Source organism: Frankia sp. AiPs1, from assembly GCF_023716945.1.
GTDB lineage: Bacteria > Actinomycetota > Actinomycetes > Frankiales > Frankiaceae > Frankia.
Map to the genome: position 1 here is coordinate 1 of NZ_JAMQQF010000008.1, position 21718 is coordinate 21718.

The following is a 21718-nucleotide window of genomic DNA, read 5'->3' on the forward strand; positions in this document are numbered from 1 at the left end:
GCCGCGCCCCGCCGCCCGCGAACCCGCCGCCCGCGAACCCGCCGCCCGGGAACCCGCCGCCGACGCTCCCCCGTCCCCATCCGACCGGCCCATCGCCACCCCACGCGAGGGAGTGGAACGCAAGGCCGCGCTTCTCGATTGCCGCGCCACCGAGGTCCCCGCCCACGACCGGCCCGCACCTGCCGTTACCTCGGCCGAGCGGAAGGCGGCGTTACTCGAAGCCCGCGCCGCCGGCATGGACCGGTTCGCGCCCACCGAGTCCGGCAGGCCATCCACCGACGCTCCGCGCGCCACCACCGACCCCGAACGCAAGGCCGCCCTCCTCGACAGCCGCGCCACGAGCCGATTGCCGGATGGGCCACCCATCCGCCCGGCGGACGCACCCGCCCGGCCCGAGATCAGCGAGAAGGTGTTCCAGCACATCCTGCACGGCGAATGGAACAGGCGCGGCCGCCCCGTCGGCTTCCACAGCGCCCCCGACGGCCACCCCCCACCCGACCGCCGCATCACCTCGGTGGAAGACCGGAAAACGGACGGCACTTACCATGCCGACGTCGAGTTCCGCCATCCCACCACCGGAGAATGGCGGAGAAAGGACGTTCCGGAGCACACCATGTTCCCGAACCAGTGGCCGGAGCAGAAAGTGCGCGATGCCGTGCAGACAACCTACGAGAAGGTCTACAACGACGTCATCGAGCCGAGACTCAGAAATAATGAAGAAATTCCCAAGAAGACGCTGCGAGACAGCTACGATGGCGTGCTGATACAGCTCTATGTCAGCCCACGCGGAGAACTCAGGACCGCATTCCCGATCCAGAAGGCCGACCCAGGAGAGCCTCGATGAGCAGATGGACGTTCCGGCGCGACGAAGATCAGAACCTGGAAATAGCCGCACCCCAGCTCGACCGGAATATCGAGGCTGCCGTCCTCGATTTCCTGGAGAGCGATGTCGGCCCATACCCACCGGACATCGCAAGATATGTGCGGCGATGGCAGAAAGTACGCTCGGGCGAGTTGAATGCTGCACTGGGGAACGGCACCGTGCAGGAGATCGAGGGGGATCGGGTGTTGCTGGAGTCGTTGTACGAGCAGTGGGAGTCGGTGTACTTCACGATCGCGGAGTTCGAGGAGCTGCTCGACGACTACGCGGCGTTCCTCGACTCCCGGAGCCGGCCCGGCGCCGACGGCTGAGCGGTTCCGCGGAACCGTCGTCGGGTAGGCCGTCGAGCGGTTCCGCGGAACCGTCGGCGAGCGCCGGACGACCAGCGAGGACTGGATCACCAGCGAGAGTTGAACCGCCAGTGGGGGTTGGACCGTCAGCGGGGGCTGGACCGGCCGACAAGTTCGTCGAAGCAGATGTGGCGGAAACTGCCTGCCGAGGCGGCCAAAGAGGGGCGAAGGTGGACCAACGCGGCGTCGCCGAACGCCACGCATCAAGTGTCCGCCTCAGCGGCGGCGGTCGCGGCCGGCCCTACGCTTCGGGCTCGTGACCGGGAATCGTCAACGCCGGGGTGCCGCGGATCGGCGACGAACCGGGCGATGGTCACGGACCACCGTCATCATCCGGGCAACACCGTCAACCGGATAACACCGGCAGTCGGGCAACACCGTCAGCCGGACAGCGACGTAATCCCGCCACCTCACGGCACGGCCTGAACGCCGCCTGGCGATCTGGCCTGTTCTGCTCCGACTTTCGGCAAGGAGACTCCACGAGTGGCCACCAGCCCCCAGAATACGACAGTCTTCGATTTCGCCCCCCAGGACCGATCCCTGCTCGACGCCCAGAACAGGGCGTTGGAGAACCTCGACCGCGGTGACTTTCGGGAGCTTCCGGCCGCGACCGCCGCCAAGTTCCAGCAGCTTCAGGGCGCCGGCACGTTCGCGTCCGTCCGGATTCCCGGCGCGGACCCGGACGTCCAGCTCGACGCGGGCGTGTTCGTCCCGCGCGGTACCGGTCCGAGCCCGGTCGTCATTCTGCCCGCGCCGCTGGCCCCGACCGGGTGGCGTTCCTACCCCGGGCTGCTGGTGAACTTCGCGATCCGGGGCTATCTGGCCGTCGCGTACAGCGAGCGGGGCCTGGCCGAGTCCACCGGGAAGATCGACGTCGCCGGGCCGCGGGACCGGGCGGACGGCTCCGCCATCATCGACTGGGTCCTGGAGAACCACGCCGACCGGGTGAACCCGGACCAGATCGCGTTCGTCGGATCGTCCTACGGCGCCGGCCAGAGCCTGATCATCGCCGCGCACGACGACCGGGTGAAGGCCGTCGCCGCGCAGAGCGCGTGGGCGGATCTCACCCGCTCGCTGTACGAGAACGAGACCCGGCACATCGCGGCCTTCGAGGCCCTCGCGGCGCTGTTCGGCGAGGACCGCCTGTCCGACGAGACGCGGCAGATCTTCGAGGACTTCCGCGCCAACAAGAACATCAAGAACCTGATCGACTTCGGGGCCATCCGCTCGCCGATCAGCTATGTCGAGCGGCTCAACGCCCGGCAGGTGCCGGTCTTCCTCGGTACCTACTGGCACGAGACGATCTTCTCGGTGCCGGCCGTCGTCGAGTTCTTCAACGAGCTCACCGGGCCCCGCCGGCTGCTGGTCCAGATCGGCGACCACGGCGGCGACGAGATCCTCGGGTTCCTCGGCGGCTGGAGTCGGCCGACGGCGACGACCTTCCGCTGGCTGGACCATCACCTGCGGGGCAAGGACAACGGCATCGGCCAGGACGGCAACGTCCACACCGAGTACATGCACAACCTGTTCGACCTGCGCAAGTCCAACGACTGGCAGTCGTACGTCCAGCCGACCCGCCGGTTCTACCTCGACCAGCCGCGGGGCGGCTCCACCGACGGCGCGCTGGCGTCCCGGCCGGCCACCGGGTGGACGACGACCATCCAGGCGGGCGTGGACACCCCCGCGCACGTCGCCGAGGCCCTCGTCCAGACCGGCGTCCTGGAGCGGCTCGGCTCGCCCGCCATCTACGACACGGCGTCGATCTCGCGGCGGGACGCGGCCGTCTGGGTGACCGAGCCGCTGGTCGCGCAGAGCCAGCTCACCGGCAACGTCCGGCTGCACCTGACGGTCCGCCCGGCCGCGGCGACGACCACGATCGTGACCCACCTGTTCGACGTGGACCCGGGTCGCGCCAAGGGCAAGATCATCACCAGTGCGCCGTACACGCTGCTCAACGAGCGGGAGGGCGAGGCGCGGGCCATCGACGTCCAGCTCCAGCCCGCGGACTACCGGATCGCCGCCGGCCACCAGCTCGCCCTCGTGATCGACACCAGGGACCGGTTGTTCGCCGACGCCACCGTCGACGGCAGCCAGGTCGAGCTCGGCTCCCCGGACGGTGCCGCCTCCTACCTGGAGCTCCCGCTCGCCGACCTCCCCGACGCGGAATGAGACCTTCGTCCGGCCGCGACTCGGCAGCAGAGTGATCGGTGGGGGGGGGGGGGGGGGCCCCCCCCGCCGCGGCCCCCCCCCCCCCCCCCCCACCCCCCCCCCCCCCCCCCCCCCCCCCCCCCCCCCCCCCGACCAAGCATCCCCCCCCCCCCCCCCCCCCCCCCCCCCCCCCCGCCGCCCCCCGCCCCCCCCCCCCCGCGCCCCGGGCGGCCCCCCCCCCCCCCCCCCCCCCCCCCCCCCCCCCCCCCCCCCCGCGGCACGTTGGACAGGTCGCCCGCACGACGGCACACCGGCGGCCAAGGATCAGTTGGCGACAGCGGCCGGACAGGCTCGGCCCGCGACCGGTCTATCGCGGGAGCGCCTCGTCGACCGTCGTCACCGAAGCGGTGCGAGCAGCCAGCGCCAGCGCGGACTCGTGCAACGCGGTGGTCATGCTCGCCGTGGCATCGGCCAGCACTTCGACGCGGTAGTCCTGATCGTGGCCGTCCCGCGCGGTGGAAAGCACCACCAGGTCGGTGGAGACGCCCGCGAGCAGTAGCGTGTCAATTCCTCTGGCCCGCAGGAGCAGCGACAGCTCGGTACCACAGAACGGGCTGATGCGTCGCTTGACGACTATCGGCTCATCAGCGGCGGGCTTGAGCTCCTCATGTACCGTAGTCGCCCAGGTACCGACCACCAGCTTCCTGCCGGGACGTGCTTCGGCGAACACCGCGGAGCCGGCCGGCCATTCGTGATATTCTGGCGAGAATCCGACGACCACATAGATCACAGGTATCCGCGCGCTCCTCGCCCGATCTATGGCATCCGCGGTACGTTCCAGAACCTGCCGCTTCTCCACCTCGGCCGCATATCCGTGCGAGGCGTACAACCCTTTCGGATGAACAATTTCGTTGATCATGTCAAGAATCAGCAGTGCGGGAGCATCGCGCATTTTCGGCCTCCGTATCCGGACACGGTCCAGCACGCCGAAGTTAACACGGCATCCAGGGTGGATCGAGCCGTTCGAGACCTCCATGAGCGAACGCGATCGAAGCATGAGAAGAACTCCCTTGAACCTGCCGAAGGCGGTCCTTAGGCTGCAGATCAGTGCCCGCGCAACCGGAGTCGGCACGGATTACGGACTCCACGGAGGAGCAGGCGATGACCACAAGCCGGCAGATGTCCGGTAGCCATGAACCGGTGTCGACGTTCCGCGTCGCGATCGTCGGGAGCGGTCCACGGGGGCTCGGCGTGCTCGAGCGTACCGCGGCCCGACTTCTCGACTCTCCCCCGCACCGTCCGATCGAGATCTATCTCATCGACACGGTCGAGGTCGGATGTGGCCGCGTCTGGCGAAGCGACCAGCCCGAATGGTTCGTCATGAATACAGTGTGCGGCGAGGTCACAATGTTTTCGGGGCCCCCGGACAACGGCCCGACCCGGCCGGGTTCCGGCCCATCCCTCGCCGAATGGTGGGAATCCAACGAGGAGGGTTTTCCCGGGCCGGATGGATACGCTCCACGGGCACTGCACGGCCGCTACATGCGCCATCTCCTCGACGCGATCGAGGCCACGTTACCCCGCGGCGTGGTTCTCCACCGCGTATCGGCGACCGTCGAAGATCTGGAACCGACGGCCGACGGCTATCGGCTCGACCTGTCCGACGGCGGCGCCCTGCTGGCCGACAAGATCGTCCTGACCACCGGGCATGCACGGCTCCAGCAGACCGGCAGGTTCCAGGAGTTCGAGAAATTCGCCTCGGCACGACCGCGACTGCGATACTTGCCCGGCGACTCTGCCGCGGACATGCAGCTCAACACAGTGCCGGCGGGCTCCGGAGTCGGCATCCTCGGGCTCGGGCTCTCGTTCTACGACGTCATGCTTGCTCTGACGGTCGGACGCGGCGGACGGTTCGTCAACCAGGAGTCGGAACAGCTCGAATATCAGGCTAGCGGCCGCGAGCCCGTCCTCTTTGCCGGCTCGCGGAGTGGCATTCCCGTGCCAGCCCGGGGACTCAATCAGAAACCTGCGATTCTAGCCTTCGACCCTCTGCTGTTCACGACCGACAACGTCCTCCGGAATCTTCAGGACGGGGCCATCGACTTCACCACCGACGTGCTTCCATGGATACTGGCGGAAATAGACCTCGTCTACTATCGGACGCTACTGCGTGTACGTGGCCTACTAACGGACCTGTCCCGCCTGGAGACAGCGGTCTCACGAGCGGCAGCGAATGGGACACCGGCAGTCCGGCTGATCGCCCAAGATTTGGGTATATCCGATATTCCGCCCGATCTCCGACAGCTTTCACGCCCGTTCGACGGGGCTGAGTTTGCCAGTACCGAGGAGTTCGATCGCGCACTGACAGAACATATCACGCGCGATCTCCGGCACGCCGACCGGGGTAACTACGACGATCCGCTCAAGGCTTCCCTGGATGTACTGCGGGACACCCGCTGGGTGATCCGCCGCATCGTCGACTTCGGCGGACTCACCCCTGAATCCCATCGCGGCGGTTTCCTCTCCTGGTTCTCACCCCGCAGCTCGCTGCTCGCCGCCGGACCACCGCGGGTACGCCTGCGGCAGACGGCGGCACTGCGCAGGGCTGGCATCCTGCACCTCGTCGGCCCGGACATCGAGGTCGGTCTGGACGACCGACGTGGCGTCTTCGAGCTGTCCTCCCCGGCTGTACGCGGCTCGCGCGTAGACGTCGACACCCTGATCGACGCGCGGACTCCCAGTCCTGACGTCGGCCAGGACTTGTCGGCGCTGACCCGTAACCTGCTGAGGCGCGGAATCTGGACCGAGTTTGTCAACAGCGGCGATGGTGTGACGTTTCGGACCGGCGGAGTCGCGGTCACGCGGTCGCCCTTTCATCCGATCCGCCGCGACGGGTCACCGGATCACAACCTTCACGTCCTCGGGATTCCCACGGAGCACACTCGCTGGTTCACCCTCGTCGGAAGCGGGCGCCCCGGTAGCTGGAACGAGTTCACCAGCGACGCCGATGCCATTGCGGCGGAGGTACTGCTCCCCGTGTCATCCCTGAACGCGGCCGTCCCCATCCCGGTCGGCTGAGTCAACCACCCGGCACCGCTCCGGTGTTCGCGCCGGCATGGCGTCGCCAAGTCGATCGGCACTCGAAGGAGAGACAGTGACAACTACCCAGGGACATCCGGTGATCGTGCCCTCTGTGCTCCGCGACGTGCTGTCCTCGACAACACTCGCCAACCTGGAGTGGACCAATTGGGCGCAACCCGACCGCGCGGGGTCGGAGATCCACACCCTGTTCACCGAGGAAGGCCATGCGGGCGCGACAGCCTTTCTGACCAGGTTCGCTGCCGGGGCCCACGGCGACCTGCACGAGCATCTCGGTCATGAGCTGATGCTCGTACTCGCCGGCGAGCTGCTGGAGGACGATGGTGGTCGGCTCACGACCGGCGATCTGATGATCAAGGAGCCGGGAAGTATCCACCGCGTGCGGAGCGTGGCAGGATGCACCGTGCTCGGCATTCGAACGGGCCCCACCCGGGCGGTTGCACCGAAAGTCGACACCAACTCGGCCGATCTCCGTGGTGCCGGTTTCGCTCAGACCGCCACCGGGGATTGAGTCCCGTTCTGGTTCGCCACGCGGAGCACCGCCCGCACGAACGAGCGCGTGGTCCGCGATTCGCACGAGGTGCCGCTGATACCGAGCGCGACCTGCCGGTTGACGGTCGGATTCAGCGGCACAGCCCGTATTCCGCCGGGAAGTGATCGCAATGCTCGGGCAGGCAGCACGGCGATGGCAAGACCCTCGGCGACCATCGCGACCAGGCCGTTGATGTCCTGCATGCGGTATGCAACCGCCGGTTCGGCGCCCACCAGCTGTAACGCCGCACGAATCGACGGTTCGACGCCACCGACCGGCAGGACGAGACTCTCCTCCGCAAGCTCTCGGAGGTCGACGGCGCCGGTCCTGGTGAGCCGATGGGCAGCGGGTAGCAGGACCTGAAGCTCATCCCTCCACAACGAGACCGTGGCGATCCCGGCCTTGGGGAGTGTGACCACTCCGACGTCGACTGCGTGTATCCGAAGCCAGCGGGCAATCTGCTGGTCGGTTCCCTCCCGCAATTCCACCGACAGTGTCGGTTGATCGGTTCGAAGGTAACTCACAACGCTCGGAAGAAGGTGTTGGGAGAAACTTTGGCTCGTTGCGAAACGGACAACTCCGCCGGCTTCCCCGTGGATCCTGCCAGTATTTCTGCGCATTTCATCGGCATGGGCGAGGATCGCCCGGGCATGGTTGATTATCGCGCTCCCGGCCTGGGTCAGCCGGACACCGGTGCGGTCCCTCTCCAAGAGCACACAGTCGAGATCCGCCTCCAGTGCGGCGACGGCATGACTGACCGCCGACTGAGTTATCCCCAACCGGCGGGCCGCCTCTGTAAAGCTGCCACAGTCGAATGCCGCGACCAGGGCCCGGCAGTGGGTTATCTTCATACCGGGAGAGGTCAGCCCGTCGTGGGGAGCGCTCGGCGACGGCCGTCTTCATACCTCGCGATGTCAGCCTCATACCGCAACGTCCCTGCCACCTGGTCCGTGCCGTCCAGGATTCGAGCACGCATACGCGGATCCAGGTCAAAACTGTACACGACCCCTGCACCCGTGATCCGGAGCTTCACGAGATCGACCGTCAGCTCGGTCGCCGGAGCCGCCTCAGCCATGTCCCATAGCTCCTCGATCACGCCGAGTGGGAGCGCGACGGCGAGCAGTCCGTTGAGCAGTGCATTCTCCCGGAAGATGTCACCGAACCTCGGGGCCAGCACGGCCCGGAATCCGTGGTCGAGCAGCGCCCACACGGCATACTCCCGGGAGGATCCAGTGCCGAAGTCGTGGCCTGCGACGAGAATGGTGGCACCTTGGTGATCGTGCCTGTTGAACACGAAGTCCGGTTCATCACGCCAGTCCGCGAACAGGGACTCGGCATGCCCGGTACGCCGGGAGTTATGCAGGAACCGTACCGGGATGATCTGGTCGGTGTCGACGTTGCTGCGACGCAGCGGCATCACTGTTCCGACATGCACAGTAAACTTTTTCATGGCAGCTCCCGATCGTGCTCGCGTGCTTACAGGTCGGCGGGAGTGGCGAGCCGACCGGCGACGGCGGTGGCCGCCGCCACGGCCGGCGATACGACGTGGGTCCGCGCCCCACGGCCCTGCCTGCCCTCGAAGTTGCGGTTGTTCGTGGAGGCGGCGCGCTGGCCGGGCTGGAGACGATCTTCGTTCAGCGCCGCGCACATCGAGCAGCCGGCCAGCGGCCGGAAGTCGGCACCGGCCGCGGCGAAGACCTCGTCCAGCGCCTCCTCGCACGCCTGGCGGCGGACTGCCGCCGATCCGGGCACCACGATCATCTGTACATTCGCGGCGACCCGCCGTCCCCGCAGCACCGCGGCGGCAGCACGAAGATCCTCGATCCTGCTGTTCGTGCAGGAACCGACGAACACCGCATCGACCGGGACCGCGCGCATGGCCGTTCCCGGCTTCAGGTCCATGTAGGCCAGTGCTCTCTCGGCTGCCGCACGTTCCGAGGCATCGGTGAACTGAGCGGGCGAGGGGACCGTGGCCTCCAGCGGAACGCTCTGCGCCGGGTTGGTGCCCCATGTCACGTACGGAACGAGGCCCCCGGCATCGAAGGTCACCTCGCGGTCGAACCGTGCGTCGTTGTCCGACCTCAGCGTCCGCCAGTACGAGACCTCGTCGTCCCAGTCCTTGCCGGTCGGCATGGACGGTCGGCGCGCGAGATAGTCGAATGTCGTCTCGTCCGGAGCGATGACGCCGGCGCGGGATCCCGCTTCGACAGCCATGTTACACAGCGTCATACGTTCTGCCATCGACAGAACCTCAACGGCCTCGCCCCGATACTCGATCAGATGGCCCTGGGCACCGGCCGTCCCGATCCTCGCGATGAGGGCAAGGACGAGATCCTTGGCGCTGGTGTCGGCGGGCAGCCGGCCGGTCACCGTCACGGCCATGTCCTTCGGTCGACGCAACCACAACGTCTGCGTGGCCAGTACGTGCTCGACCTGCCGGGTACCGATCCCGAGTGCCAGGGCGCCGAACGCACCCTGCGTCGTCGTGTGGGAGTCACAGCAGACGATCGTCATCCCGGGCCGGGTCAAGCCCAACTCCGGGCCGATCACGTGCACGATTCCCTGGGCGGTGTCGCCGAGTCGGAGTAGCGGGATACCGGCCCGAGCGCAGTTCTCACGGAGAAGTCTTGACTGTGCCCAGGCCGGCCCGCTCCGGTCGACTCGGTCAATGGAGATCGTCGGTGTGTTGTGGTCCTCTGTGGCCACGGTGAGATCGGCTCTACGGACGGATCGTCCGGAAGCCCAGAGCCCTTCGAACGCCTGCGGCGTGTTCACCTCGTGCAGCATGTGCAGATCAACGTAAAGCAGATCCTCACCCGAAGGTTCGCGGCGCACCACGTGTTCGTCCCAGATTTTCTGGGTCAGTGTCGTCCCCATGAGGCCTCCCGCTCCTGACGGACGTACCGCCGGCTGGCGTGTAGGAGTTTATGGCACAGCGGCTGCCCCGTGGCAAGAGATGCCGACAGCGGATATCCACTCCCGACCGATGCATACGCGACGCTCTACACCTCCGGTCGAAGCTCTCCACTCCCGATGGAAATTATTTCAGACCTACTTCCACTCCCGTCTGATGACGCACTCCGAGACGCACGTGAAAATCGATGGCGAGCGATCCAGAACTCGGAGGTGAATGTCATGAAGCCACTTCTCATCCTCACGGAGCGTGAGAGGGAGTCAATTTTCGACGCCCTCGCGACGATCAGTTCGAATCCTTACCTTGAGTACCAGGACTTCGCTGCCTCGGTCACGGATCTCATCGCCAGCCGACGGGTCCCTCGCCCCTTCCTCGTCGCACTTGAACGAGTCCGGTCTGATCGTCGGGATGGGGCGTCCGTCGTTCACGTTCTCCGCAACTGCCCGATCGACCGGGACCTCCCGGATCTCGGGAACGACGACCCCATGGCCAGGAAGCACGAGCTCAAGAAGACCTTCATCGGCGAGGCGCTGCTCGAGCTCTGCGCCCAGCTCACGGGGACGCCACTCCTGGCCTACGCCCGAAACCGCGGTGACTTCTTCACCGATGTGGTGGCGATCGATCGGTTCAGTGGCACCCTGACCGGTTACAGCGACAGCGAGCTCTATTATCACAACGACCGCACCGCGCACGAGGTCCGAGCCGACTACATCGCGCTACTCGGGTTGCGGTGTCCGGGGAAGGACCTCATCTACACCGGCTTCATCGATGGCCGGGATCTCCTTGAAGAATGCGCCGCGAGCACTCTGTCGGTGCTTCGCGAGCCCTACTTCATCACACCCTTCGACGTCTACTCCCGAGACAAGAACAACAGTTTGACCGTTTCGAAGCGGCATCCGATCCTGGAGAACGATCACAGCTTTCGGTACCTCGACACGAGCACGACAGTGGCACCGGGAAGTCCCGAGCGGGCCAAGGACGCCCTTCTGGACATGAAGAACGCGCTGACCCGCGTCACCAGGACCCGCCACCGGATTCTCGAAGGCGATCTGCTCCTGCTCGCCAACCAGGACGGCCTGCACAGCCGCGAGAAGGTCGAGGTCGTCGATCCGACACAGGTCCGCAGTCGCTGGTTGCTCAAGACCTACGCCTTTCGAGACGAGGCTGCCCGTGCCAGCCACCGCGAGAAGTGGCTCGACGGTGTTCCTGGGCGGGTCGCCGACTGACCGTGCGCTCGTAGCTGTGAGACGCCGCGAGTCGGAGCAGGGAATGGATGGCGGCGCCGCACGTGCGGTCCGCCTGACCGGCCACCCGCCATGTCCGGCACCCCGGCCGATCGGGCCGGCCAGGACTTTCGGGGCCGGCCCGACGGCCTCGACGACGAGTCCCCGTGCCGAGGTGGCCGGCTTCGCTCACCAGCATGTCCATGATCTGGAGGGGCCCATGCCAAGAACCGCACGCCGACTAACGGAGATATCGGAGTCTGCCACGTATGCCGTGCTCGACAAGGTCCGGCTTCTGCGGGCACGCGGTCATGACGTGCTTGACCTGGGGGGCGGTGAGCCGGACTTCGACACTCCGCGGCACGTGTCCACTGCGGCCGTGGCCGCGATCGGGATGGGACGCACGCACTACACACCCAGCCGCGGCGAGCCCGAGCTTCTGACCGCCATCGCCGAGAAACTGGCGAAGGACAACGGGATTCTCGTGGACGCGTCGACCGACGTGATCGCGACGCCATCAGCCAAGCATGCACTCTTCAGTGCACTGCTTGCCGTCCTGGACCCTGGGGACGAGGTGATCGTCCCCACACCGAGTTGGGTCAGCTACAGCGCGATGGCCGGCCTCGTGGGCGCTCGGGCCTCGTCAGCACCCCTGTCTGCGACGAACGGTTTCCGGCTCGATCCGGAGATTCTCGAGCGGGCGTTGTCATCACGCACCCGCGCGGTGCTCGTAAACACTCCTAATAATCCTACCGGCCGAGTCCTGGAAGAGGAGGAGGTCGCGGCGCTCGTGTCCTTCGCCGACAGACATGATCTTTTCATCATCTCCGACGAGATCTACGAGAAGATCAGTTATGTCGACCGACCGCACGTGAGTCCCGCGAGTCTCCCAGGCGGCGCGGAGCGCACGCTGACGGTGAACGGATTCTCCAAGGCATATGCCATGACGGGCTGGCGGCTCGGTTATGTGGCCGGGCCAACCGAGGTGGTCTCGGACCTACTCAAGGTGCAGCAGCACACCGTCGGATGCGCTGGCTCTTTCATCCAGGTCGGCGGGATCGCGGCGCTCACCGGCGCACAGTCGCCGGTGTCAGAAATGACAGCCGAGTACTCGGCGCGCCGGGACTTCGTGGTGGATGCGCTCAACAAGATGCCCGGCATCTCCTGCACACATCCGGACGGCGCTCTGTACGTCTTTCCCAAGATCCTCGACACTGATCTCGGCGACGCTTCGGAGTTCGCCGGCTGGCTGCTCGACGCGGCACGGGTGGCAGTCACTCCCGGGTCAGCTTTCGGGCCAGGCGGCGAAGGGCATGTGCGACTGTCGTTCGCAAATTCGCGCGAGGTGCTTACCGAGGCGATGTTCCGGATGTCCGCCGCACTGAACTCCGCACGTCGACGTCCTCCCGCCAGTCCGCCGGTCGCGGACGATCCAGGACCCAGTTGAATCGCCGCCAGAGGCACGCGGGAGCCCATATCCGGACGGTACCAGGAGGTAGAGATGTCGGCACTACGGCGCGGGAACCAGAAATCCGGCGGCGACGAGCGGGCGGATGACATCCGAGATCTCCGTTCGGCGCCCATGTCATGCGTCGACGATTCCTGGCCGCTTCCCGATCGCGACGAGCGAGGTGGCCACCGGTCTGATCGCGCCCACGACGACCGGATATATCTCCAGGGCAAACTCTGGATATAGAGATCGGCGGCGGCGACGGCCCGCCATCCCACTGGGGATGGCGGGCCGTCTGCGTCGGGCCGTCAGGCCGTCGGGTCAGGCAGACCCCAGGATATGAGCCAACTCGACAGATCGGTGCGAGAAGCCCATTTCATTGTCGTACCATCCGACAACCTTGACGATGGAGCCGATCCCGTCCCGGTCGCTGATCATCGTGAGTGGGGCGTCGAAGGTGCAGGATGCGGAGGTGCCGACGATGTCGGCGGAGACGATCGGGGCTTCGGAGTAGACCAGAAGATCGGCCAGCTCGCCCTCCGCGGCCTTCTGGAATACCGCGTTGACCTCGGAGACCGTCACGGATGCCTCGAGCTCGACGGTCAGATCGACGACGGAGCCGTCGATCACCGGCACCCTCATGGCGAGTCCGTCCAGTCTTCCCGCGAGCGCCGGCAAAACCTTGCCGATGGCCCGCGCAGCTCCGGTGGTGGTCGGAATGATGTTGGTAGCGGCCGCCCGGGCCCGCCGGAAGTCCTTGTGGGGTAGGTCCTGCAGGCGCTGGTCACTGGTGTATGCATGCGCGGTGTTCATCAGCCCTCGCCGGACGCCAAAGGCGTCGTGCAGCGTCTTGGCGAGCAGGGCCGCGCAGTTGGTCGTACATGACGCGTTGGAAATGACGTACTGGCTGCCGTCGAAGGCGTCCTCATTCGCCCCGATGACGACCGTCAGGTCCACATTGGTGGCAGGTGCCGTGATCAGCACCCGGCCGGCCCCGGCCTGCCGATGCAACGCAGCACGGCTACCATCTGTAAACGCGCCGGTGGACTCGATGACCACGTCGACCCCCAGCGTGTCCCAGGGCAGTTGTGCGGGATTGGACTCCCGCAGGACACCGATGCGCCGGTCGCCCACGACAAAGGCATCCCCGTCGACTGTCACCTGGGTGGGGAGGCGACCGTGGGTGGAGTCGTAGGTAAACAGATGGGCGAGAAGCTCCGGATCCGCGAGATCATTTACCGCCACGACCTCAATGTCAGGGCGGCCGAGCGCGATCCGAGTGATGGTCCGGCCAATCCGACCGAATCCGTTGACGGCTACGCGGGTGGTCATCGTGAACTTCCCCTTGTCACTGTTGCGTGGCCTGTCGCCGCCCGGCCGAAAATGCGAGTAGCGAGCCGAGCAGGAACACGGCGAACGCGATGATTGCGGATATGTGGAGGCCGGCGACCAGCGAAGAAGACGTCGCCGCGAGGGTGCCGAAGAGCGCCACTCCGACGGCGTTACCGATCTGTCGGGCAACGTTGAACACCGCCGACGCGGCGGCTGAACGGTCGGGCGGCGCGCTGTCGATGATCGCGGCAGTGGCCGCAGGGACGGTCATCGGCGTTGCCAGACCCGTGGCGATCAGCGCGAAAAGGAGGATCGCGTAGGGACTGTGCGCCCCCGCCGGCAACCAGCCGAGAAAGCCGAGCGAGCCGAGAAGCAGGGCGGCGCCCATCGGCCGATACGGGCCGAAACGGGCGGTGAGCCGACCCGACAGCGGCGCGGCGATGAGGGCCATGCACACCGACGGCAGCAGGAGGAGGCCCGTCGTCAGGGCGTCATAGTGACGCTGCTGCTGAAAATACAGCGTGCTCAGGTACAGAATGCCGTAGTAGCCCAGGTTGAGAAGAACGCCGATCAGGGCCGTCGCGGCGAAACCAAAGGATCGGAACAGCGACAACGGCAGCATGGGTGGGCGGCCGAAACCGGTGCCTGACAGACGGCGGTCCAGCCGGTGCTCATTCGCGATGAACCCGGCAAGGGCGACCACGGCGACGGCGAAGCCCCCCAGCACCAGCGGTGAGGTCCAGCTACCCGAGGCCGCCTCGTTGAGCGCCCCGGCCAGGCCGGTCAGGCCCACCGCCGCGGCGGCCTGACCGGCCGGGTCCATCCGACGGTGGTTGCGCGCCACGGCCGGGCGAGGAACCATCCTGGTCGTCAGCACCATCGCGACGGCGACGACCGGAACGTTGAGCCAGAACACCGCACGCCAGCTCAGGCCGGCCAGGAGCAGCCCACCCACCAGCGGCCCCGCCGCAAAGGCGACACCTGCGATGGACGCCCAGAAGCCCAGCGCCCGGGCCCTGATCTCGCGTTGCGGGTAGGCGCCGGCGAGCAGAGCAAGCGAGGTGGGCACCAGGAGTGCCGCGCCCGCGCCCTGGCACATCCGTCCTGCGACGAGTACTCCGGTGTCGACCGCGAGGGCACACAGAACGGATGCGAGACCGAACAGAGCAAGCCCGACCATGAAGACCCGTCGGTGACCAAGCCGCTCACCAAGCCCGCCACCTAGCAGCAACAGTGCCGCGAACGTCGTACTGTAACCGTCTACGACCCACTGCAGGCTGGTCGCTCCGGCGTGCAGCGAGGTCTGGAACGCGGGAACGGCAACCGTGACGACCGTGACATCCAGCATCACCAGGAAGTAGCCGAGGCTCAGGACCGCGAGTGGCCCCACGGCGAGCCTCGCCGGGCCGACTTCGGTGATCTCGGGAGCGGATGGGAGGTCGACGGTGCTCATGCGGTCAGTGTCGGCGCCGGAGACTTCGCCGGACGCCGAAGTGTCCCCGTCGTAGCGTGACCGGTATGGCGCATCACGAGGCTGACCGGGCCGTGGCGGATCCGGACATCGCACGTACGGCCGCACTGATTGCGGACGCGTCCCGGGCGCGCATCCTGAAGGCCCTGTGCGGTGGGCGGGAGATCTCGGCGGGACTGCTCGCCGCCGAGGCCGGGGTCGCCGCCGCCACGGCAAGCGGTCATCTCGCGAAGCTTGTCGAGACGGGCCTGATCACGGTGCGGCAGGAGGGCCGCAACCGCTACTACCGGCTGGCCGGCGAGGAGGTGACGATGGCGCTGGAAGCCCTTGCCGTCATTTCCCCGCCGTTGCGGGTCACCTCACTGCGGCAGGACATCCGGAGCAACGCGCTGCGCCGTTCCCGCACCTGTTACGACCATCTGGCCGGCCTGCTGGGCGTGTCGCTGATGCGTGCCCTGACGGACGGCGCCCTGTTGACCGGTCACGACGGCATTCACCGACCGGATGGGGCGGTACACGACCGCGCGGCGGCGTACGGCCGGGACGTGCACTACGTCCTGACGGCGCAGGGGCGTGACACTCTGACCGCCTTCGGTATCGACCTGGCAGGCCTGCCGGCGCGGCGGCCCCTGATCCGCTACTGCGTCGACTGGAGCGAGCGGCGGTGCCATCATCTCGCCGGAGCGCTCGGCGGCGCGCTCACCCGTCGACTGTTCGACCTGCAGTGGATCCGGCATGGTGTCAGCCCACGCATCGTGCACGTGACCACGTCCGGGATCGATGGGTTGGAGCGCGTCTTCGCCCTGGACACCGCCCCATGGCAGACCGCCACGGGCAGCGTCCAGGACGAATCCGATCGCTTTCGCGCTCTGTCCTGACGGGCGGCCCTACGGAACGGGAATCCGTCGGTGACAGAGGCGTGGGACGCGTGGTCGGTCACCGTCCCTTCCCCGAGATCGAGATGTCCGTCGTCAGTCGCCCTTGACCATCAGGACGGCTTCCAGCCGATTGCGCGCTCCCAGCTTGGACAGGGCGTGCGACACATGGCTCTTGACCGTCGCCGGGGACACCTGCAGCACTCCGGCAGCCTCGGCGGTCGACAGGCCCTTCGCGAGCAGCCCGAGCACCTCTCGCTCGCGCCCCGTCAGCACGGCGTGCGGTAGTTCGGTGGATGCCGCGACAACATCGGGCTCCAGGGGCGGAACATACTCGTCCGACAATTCCTTCGAGAACACCGTGTACCCGGAGGCCACGGCATACGCGGCCGCCGCGATTCGACCCATTTCAGCTTCCTTGACCAGGAATCCCGATGCCCCCGCGGCGACACCCTCCCCGAGGGAGATACGGTTCCAGCGAGCCGCCAGCAGCAGGACGAATATTCCGCGCGATACCAGTTCGCGAACCACTGGAATCGACGACTCCCACGGGACTGCGGACAGGACGACTACCTGCGCATTTCTGAGCGACCTCCATTCCCTGACGGGGATCGAGCTGTCGACGGATTCGATCAGTTGCACGCGGACACCCTCCCCGTCGGCATCCTCCAGTGATCGACGGAGAACATGCCTTGAGATGGGGTCTGGATCGGCCAGCAGAATCCTGACCCTTTCGACCAGACTCAGATATGAGCGCGATTCGATTTCAGTGGACACGGAGCACCCACAGAGCATCGCCGCAACCTTCGCCTCGCACGTCTTCCCACCCCGAAAATCTGGGAGTATTTCTGGCTATTAAGATACTTCTCGACTGCAAGATGCACCCCATTTTCGCCGAACGATCTCCCGGCACACAGAAGCCCGAGGCAGGGTCGGCGACGTAGGCCGGCAAGCCCCGCGGCAACAAGTCCAACTCTCTATCCACACCAGGTTTCCGCGGAATTTATCCAGCCGTCATGCCGCTAACCGGAAGAACGAGCACCAGTCCCGGTTCATTCCGGGTTTTCTTCACTCGATGACACGGGTCTCCACTGCTGTCGCGAATGGGCCATAACCGGTACGACGTCTCGATGCGGAACGTATTGTAGCCGAGCACCCACGGAATTGCATACACCCAGAACCCGACGTCGACGGGATGATTACTCTAGGCGACAGCATGCGGTGGTTGTCGGATGAAGAAATCGCGCCACCTGCGGGAGCTGGACCGGCATAAGCTGCAGAAAAGATCCCGAGATCACCGACCGTTACATCCAACCCCGCCTTCTGTGATACATCTCTCTTCGCAACTACTACTGCAGAATAAGAGACCGACCTCATCTACAGCGAGCTGAAGCGCAGCCACCGCCCACAGCCAATCGCCCGATTACGGATTCACGTCGGTCCAGGACCACAGCGCAGACGGGTCAGGACCTTTCGAGAAGTACTGGCGCAGCAGCCGGTCGGGGACGGGTCCGGCCACTGGCCGATTCCACCTGGCCGGCCCCCGGACCGCCCTCCCCGCCACCCGAGTTCTCCCCCATCGGCAATCACTCTGAGCACATCACTCTGAGCACAAGGAGTCCCGATCGACGGCGGCAAGGCATCGCCCGATGAGGCGCCCGCGTCGCGGAATCGGCGACATCACGACCAGATGGTCCGACTTCGTCCTGCTCTCCCACGAGTGCCGTTGTCTCTGTGTGCACGCCTGCCGACTGGCGGAGGGCGCGTCAGGCACGGCGGTAACAATGGTCCCGATGCCCTCCACGCCGTCCTTCGCCACGTATCTCGCCGGTCTCGACCCGGTGGAGCTGGGTGCCGTGCTGCGCGCCCGCCCCGACGTCCTGGTCGAACCGCTGCCCCGCGGGTTCGGCCAGCTCGCCCAGCGGCTGACCGACGCCCGCTCGTTGAGCCGGGCGCTCATCGAGCTCGACCGGGACAGTCTCCAGGTGGGCATGGCGGTCGCCCTGCTGCCGGACCCGGTGACCGTCGACCGCCTCGCGGGGTTGCTGGACGTGCCGCGCGACGCCGTGCGTGCGTTGGTGGCGGGTCTGTTCGCCCGCGGCCTGGCCTGGCCCGCCCCGACCGGCACTACCGAGGGCGGCACTGCCGAGGGCGGGGAGAGCATCCCCGGCGAGCCGGCCATCCGCCTTTTGGCGCCGCTGCACGGCCACTGGTCGGAGCCGTTCACCGAGATCGACACGGCGGCGCGCCTCGGCCTCGCCGCGCTCGTCGAGGACGTGCGGACGGCGGTGCGCGCGCTCGGCGAGGACCCGGCGGGGCTGCGCAAGCCCGATCTCGTCCCGCTGTTCGCCCGACTGCTGGCCGATCCCGCGCAGGTGGCGGCCCTCGTCGCCGGGCTCCCGGCGCCGGCGCGGGAGCTGCTGACGGACCTGTGGACGGCGGTCGACGAGGACCTCCCGTTCGTCATTGTGCTGGCCGAGCGGGAGCAGCGCGCCGGGCCGGCCGCGGTGCGGGCCCTGATCCACGCTGGCCTGATGCTGCCGGTCCGGGGCCTGGCGGAGCTGCCCCGCGAGGTGGTCGTCGCCGCCTGGTTCACCGAGCATCGCCGCACGCTGACCGGCCCGCCGGCCGTCCCCCGCCCGGCGGTCGATCCGGCCGGGGTGCAATCGAGTGCGCAGGCGGCGGCGCAGGACGCCGTCCGCAGTGTCGCGGCGTTGCTCGACGAGGCGGCGGCCGTGCCGATCGCGGCACTCAAGCGTGGCGGGGTCGGCGGGCGGGAACGGCTGCGGCTGGCCAAACGGCTGTCGCTGCCGGCGGCGGACCTGCCGGTATGGATCGATCTGACGGCGACCGCGGGCCTGCTGATCTACGGCGCGGCCGGCTACGTGCCGGGACCGGAGTTCACCGCCTGGCGCCAGGCCACGCCGAGCCGGCAGTGGGCCTCGCTCGCACTGGCCTGGTACATCCAGGAGCACGCGCCGTCGGGCCGGGAGCTCGACGACGAGCGGGACATCGCCCCGCCGCTGCCGATCGAATCCGGTGCCGGCCTGCTGCGCGCGAGCCTGCTGCGCGCCGCCGGCGGCGGCCGGTCGGTGCGGCTGACCGCCGAGAACATCGACTGGTTCTTCCCGTTGGACGGATACCCGGGCCCGTTGCGGAATGCCATGATGGCGGCGACGATCCGCGAGGCCGAGCTGCTCGGTGTCGCGGCGGTCGACGTCCTGTCCGGGCTGGGTGAGGCGCTGCGGACCAGCGCTGCCGGCCTCGCCGACCTCGCCGGCCCCACCGCCACCTTCCCGTCGCACCGCACCCTCGCCGCGGAGATCGCCGCCACGGCGAGGGCCCTCGGCGACCGCTGCGCCGAGCTGCTGCCCGAGTCCAGGCCCAGCCTGATCCTCCAGTCCGACCTCACCGCCGTCGTCTCCGGCCCACCGACCGCGGCGATGGCCCAGGTGCTGCGCGCCACCGCCGAACCCGAATCCCGCGGCGCCGCCGGGACCTGGCGGTTCACCCCCGCGTCCGTCCGCGCGGCGTTGGACGCCGGCTGGTCCGCCGACGAGCTGCTCGGCGAACTGCGCGCGATGGCCGACCACGAGCTGCCTCAGACCCTGGGATATCTCATCGCCGACGTCGCCCGCCGCCACGGGCACGTCCGGGTCCGCGGCCTGCGCAGCGCCATCCTCGGCGACGAGCCGACGACCACCGAGCTGCTGCACACCCGCGTCCTGGCCAAGCTCTACCTGGCCCGGCTCGCCCCCACCGTCCTGTCCAGCCCCGAGAACCCCGACACCGTCCTCGCCGAACTGCGCCGCGCCGGCTTCTACCCCGTCGCCGAGGACGCCACCGGTGCCGTCATCGTCCCACCCGGCCGCACACCGTCCGCGGCCTCCCCGGGCCGCTCCCGGGGTCGCCGGCCCGATCCCCTGGGCACCTCGCCGGCTACCACCGGTAGCGGCCGGCCCCGAGCAGCCGACAGCCCGCTCCGACGGGTGACCCCGGAGGAACTGGTCACGCGCCTGCTCACCGACGCCGACGAGGGCGTGCCCCCACCGAGCCCCCTGGTCCGCGAGCTCGCCGGCCTCAACGACCGCCTGAACGACGGCGAACTCGCCCTGCTCGCCGAGGCCGTCGAGTCCCGCGGCGACGTGGTGATCGCCTATCGGGACAAGAACGGCAGCCGCACCATCCGCCGCATCACCGTCAACGCCATGTTCGGCCGCTGGCTCGACGCCTGGTGCCACCTCCGCAACGACGACCGCGAATTCGCCATCGCCAACATCCAGTCCATCTCCCCCGCCGGCTGACCTCACACATCCGCACCCGGCCGCCCGATCCCTCCAGCGATGATCAGCGACCCGACCAGCGCCGTGCGGTTGAAGGTGCCATCAGGTTGCGATCCCTCCAGGGATGATCAGCGACTGGAAGATCCGCCACATCTACTCCGGCACGGTCATGTTGCGATCCCTCCAGGGATGATCAGCGACCGGAGGTGGGGCAGGCATACACCCCCGAATGGCTGTTGCGATCCCTCCAGGGATGATCAGCGACGCGTCAACGACCTCGTCGACGCACTCAACGCCTACATGTTGCGATCCCTCCAGGGATGATCAGCGACTCGGAGCCACCGGTCGGTGGTCTTGGTGCGCCGTGTCGTTGTTGCGATCCCTCCAGGGATGATCAGCGACACAATGGGCCGCAAGCGCCAGGAGCAGATTCAGAGGTTGCGATCCCTCCAGGGATGATCAGCGACGTACCGGTGCCCCCGTCGCTGATCTCCACGGTCTCGTTGCGATCCCTCCAGGGATGATCAGCGACACCGTCCTAGGGAACCCGGAGGAACGACTATGACGGAGTTGCGATCCCTCCAGGGATGATCAGCGACAAGATACCGCGGTCAGAAAGGCGTTCCGCGTATTCGTTGCGATCCCTCCAGGGATGATCAGCGACGGGTCGGGCTGGTCGGCGCGGCTGATCCCGGCCCGTTGTTGCGATCCCTCCAGGGATGATCAGCGACCCCGGACGACCCCACCGCCATCGACTGGTGGGACATGTTGCGATCCCTCCAGGGATGATCAGCGACTGGTGCGGTTCAGGCCGCCCGCCGAGAAAGAAGCATGTTGCGATCCCTCCAGGGATGATCAGCGACCGCCCGGCCGACCCGCTGGGGGAATCCGTTCACGCTGTTGCGATCCCTCCAGGGATGATCAGCGACGGACGACGTTCATGCTGGCCCACGGCGCGTGGTCCATGTTGCGATCCCTCCAGGGATGATCAGCGACACGGGAAGTGGGAGAGGATCACCCGCTCCCCGCGTTGCGATCCCTCCAGGGATGATCAGCGACGTGGTCCGACCGTCGCCGCGCGGGTCAGGCCCTCAAGTTGCGATCCCTCCAGGGATGATCAGCGACCCCATAGTAAAGGTGCAGGTCAAGGGCGGTGTGAGC

At 67.4% G+C, this 21718-nt stretch carries 16 protein-coding genes and 1 CRISPR repeat array; of the genes, 9 read left to right on the plus strand and 7 right to left on the minus strand.

The features are described from left to right. The 3 genes from ND748_RS02345 to ND748_RS02355 all read left to right on the plus strand — a co-directional run. Positions 1–844: EndoU domain-containing protein (locus tag ND748_RS02345; RefSeq protein WP_251743741.1), on the plus strand; the 844-nt coding region annotated here is incomplete at its 5' end. Next, on the plus strand, positions 841–1191 hold the full coding sequence (locus ND748_RS02350; RefSeq protein WP_251743742.1) for a hypothetical protein: 351 nt from the start codon (positions 841–843) through the stop codon (positions 1189–1191). The genes ND748_RS02345 and ND748_RS02350, both read left to right, overlap by 4 nt. Positions 1192–1713: 522 nt before the next feature. Next, positions 1714–3399 (plus strand): CocE/NonD family hydrolase, encoded by a 1686-nt coding sequence (locus ND748_RS02355; RefSeq protein WP_251743743.1) that lies wholly within the window; start codon positions 1714–1716, stop codon positions 3397–3399. Between the two features lie 346 nt (positions 3400–3745). Here the strand turns inward: ND748_RS02355 and ND748_RS02360 are convergent, their stop codons facing one another. After that, positions 3746–4330: a cysteine hydrolase family protein gene (locus tag ND748_RS02360; RefSeq protein WP_251743744.1), complete on the minus strand. Its 585-nt coding sequence runs from the start codon at positions 4328–4330 to the stop codon at positions 3746–3748. A 209-nt stretch (positions 4331–4539) separates the two neighbouring features. Between ND748_RS02360 and ND748_RS02365 the strand changes: the two genes are divergently transcribed. Together ND748_RS02365 and ND748_RS02370 are read left to right on the plus strand one after the other, a co-directional pair. Further along, the gene (locus ND748_RS02365) at positions 4540–6456 is read left to right on the plus strand and encodes an FAD/NAD(P)-binding protein (RefSeq protein WP_251743745.1); all 1917 of its coding nucleotides are present in this window, start codon (positions 4540–4542) and stop codon (positions 6454–6456) included. A gap of 115 nt (positions 6457–6571) precedes the next feature. After that, positions 6572–6988, plus strand: a complete 417-nt coding sequence (locus ND748_RS02370; protein ID WP_251743746.1) for a cupin domain-containing protein — start codon at positions 6572–6574, stop codon at positions 6986–6988. Here ND748_RS02370 and ND748_RS02375 read toward each other — a convergent pair. From ND748_RS02375 to leuC, 3 genes are read right to left on the minus strand one after another with little or no spacing between them, the layout of a single operon-like run. Beyond that, positions 6967–7860 carry a LysR family transcriptional regulator gene (locus ND748_RS02375; protein ID WP_251743747.1) on the minus strand — a complete coding sequence of 298 codons (894 nt, stop codon included), beginning with the start codon at positions 7858–7860 and terminating at the stop codon, positions 6967–6969. The two genes, ND748_RS02370 and ND748_RS02375, sit on opposite strands and share 22 nt — an antisense overlap. An 11-nt stretch (positions 7861–7871) precedes the next feature. Then, positions 7872–8459 (minus strand): 3-isopropylmalate dehydratase small subunit, encoded by a 588-nt coding sequence (gene leuD / locus ND748_RS02380; protein ID WP_285901489.1) that lies wholly within the window; start codon positions 8457–8459, stop codon positions 7872–7874. 26 nt (positions 8460–8485) lie between these two features. Next, positions 8486–9886 (minus strand): 3-isopropylmalate dehydratase large subunit, encoded by a 1401-nt coding sequence (gene leuC, locus ND748_RS02385; RefSeq protein WP_251743749.1) that lies wholly within the window; start codon positions 9884–9886, stop codon positions 8486–8488. Positions 9887–10144: 258 nt separating this feature from the next. On the opposite strand from leuC, the gene ND748_RS02390 reads away from it, so the two are divergent. Together ND748_RS02390 and ND748_RS02395 are read left to right on the plus strand one after the other, a co-directional pair. Then, positions 10145–11149, plus strand: coding sequence for a TauD/TfdA family dioxygenase (locus ND748_RS02390; protein ID WP_251743750.1), 1005 nt, complete (start codon positions 10145–10147; stop codon positions 11147–11149). Between the two features lie 271 nt (positions 11150–11420). Beyond that, entirely contained in the window at positions 11421–12593 is a 1173-nt protein-coding gene (locus ND748_RS02395; RefSeq protein WP_251743751.1) for a pyridoxal phosphate-dependent aminotransferase, read from the plus strand. 324 nt (positions 12594–12917) lie between these two features. On the opposite strand, the gene gap is transcribed toward ND748_RS02395, so the two are convergent. Both gap and ND748_RS02405 read right to left on the minus strand, forming a co-directional pair. After that, positions 12918–13928, minus strand: a complete 1011-nt coding sequence (gene gap / locus ND748_RS02400; RefSeq protein ID WP_251743752.1) for a type I glyceraldehyde-3-phosphate dehydrogenase — start codon at positions 13926–13928, stop codon at positions 12918–12920. Positions 13929–13944: 16 nt separating this feature from the next. Continuing rightward, the gene (locus ND748_RS02405; RefSeq protein WP_251743753.1) at positions 13945–15381 is read right to left on the minus strand and encodes an MFS transporter; all 1437 of its coding nucleotides are present in this window, start codon (positions 15379–15381) and stop codon (positions 13945–13947) included. Positions 15382–15446: 65 nt separating this feature from the next. On the opposite strand from ND748_RS02405, the gene ND748_RS02410 reads away from it, so the two are divergent. Next, positions 15447–16277, plus strand: a complete 831-nt coding sequence (locus ND748_RS02410) for a helix-turn-helix transcriptional regulator (protein WP_251743754.1) — start codon at positions 15447–15449, stop codon at positions 16275–16277. A gap of 93 nt (positions 16278–16370) precedes the next feature. Here ND748_RS02410 and ND748_RS02415 read toward each other — a convergent pair whose 3' ends face one another. After that, positions 16371–16916 (minus strand): response regulator transcription factor, encoded by a 546-nt coding sequence (locus ND748_RS02415; protein ID WP_251743755.1) that lies wholly within the window; start codon positions 16914–16916, stop codon positions 16371–16373. Between the two features lie 1151 nt (positions 16917–18067). Here ND748_RS02415 and ND748_RS02420 point away from each other — a divergent pair. Further along, a complete protein-coding gene (locus ND748_RS02420; protein ID WP_251743756.1) occupies positions 18068–20578 on the plus strand; it encodes a helicase-associated domain-containing protein in 2511 nt (836 codons plus the stop codon). A 21-nt stretch (positions 20579–20599) separates the two neighbouring features. Further along, positions 20600–21682: a CRISPR direct-repeat array (repeat unit 30 nt; unit sequence GTTGCGATCCCTCCAGGGATGATCAGCGAC). Positions 21683–21718 lie beyond the last annotated feature (36 nt).

What these genes read in the sequence shown, in the direction of transcription:
- leuD (WP_285901489.1), bottom strand. Translation starts at nt 8,459, where the DNA reads ATGAAAAAGTTTACTGTGCATGTCGGAACAGTGATGCCGCTGCGTCGC.
- ND748_RS02350 (WP_251743742.1), top strand. Translation starts at nt 841, where the DNA reads ATGAGCAGATGGACGTTCCGGCGCGACGAAGATCAGAACCTGGAAATA.
- gap (WP_251743752.1), bottom strand. Translation starts at nt 13,928, where the DNA reads ATGACCACCCGCGTAGCCGTCAACGGATTCGGTCGGATTGGCCGGACC.
- leuC (WP_251743749.1), bottom strand. Translation starts at nt 9,886, where the DNA reads ATGGGGACGACACTGACCCAGAAAATCTGGGACGAACACGTGGTGCGC.
- ND748_RS02360 (WP_251743744.1), bottom strand. Translation starts at nt 4,330, where the DNA reads ATGCGCGATGCTCCCGCACTGCTGATTCTTGACATGATCAACGAAATT.
- ND748_RS02405 (WP_251743753.1), bottom strand. Translation starts at nt 15,381, where the DNA reads ATGAGCACCGTCGACCTCCCATCCGCTCCCGAGATCACCGAAGTCGGC.
- ND748_RS02365 (WP_251743745.1), top strand. Translation starts at nt 4,540, where the DNA reads ATGACCACAAGCCGGCAGATGTCCGGTAGCCATGAACCGGTGTCGACG.
- ND748_RS02410 (WP_251743754.1), top strand. Translation starts at nt 15,447, where the DNA reads ATGGCGCATCACGAGGCTGACCGGGCCGTGGCGGATCCGGACATCGCA.
- ND748_RS02390 (WP_251743750.1), top strand. Translation starts at nt 10,145, where the DNA reads ATGAAGCCACTTCTCATCCTCACGGAGCGTGAGAGGGAGTCAATTTTC.
- ND748_RS02375 (WP_251743747.1), bottom strand. Translation starts at nt 7,860, where the DNA reads ATGAAGATAACCCACTGCCGGGCCCTGGTCGCGGCATTCGACTGTGGC.
- ND748_RS02420 (WP_251743756.1), top strand. Translation starts at nt 18,068, where the DNA reads ATGCCCTCCACGCCGTCCTTCGCCACGTATCTCGCCGGTCTCGACCCG.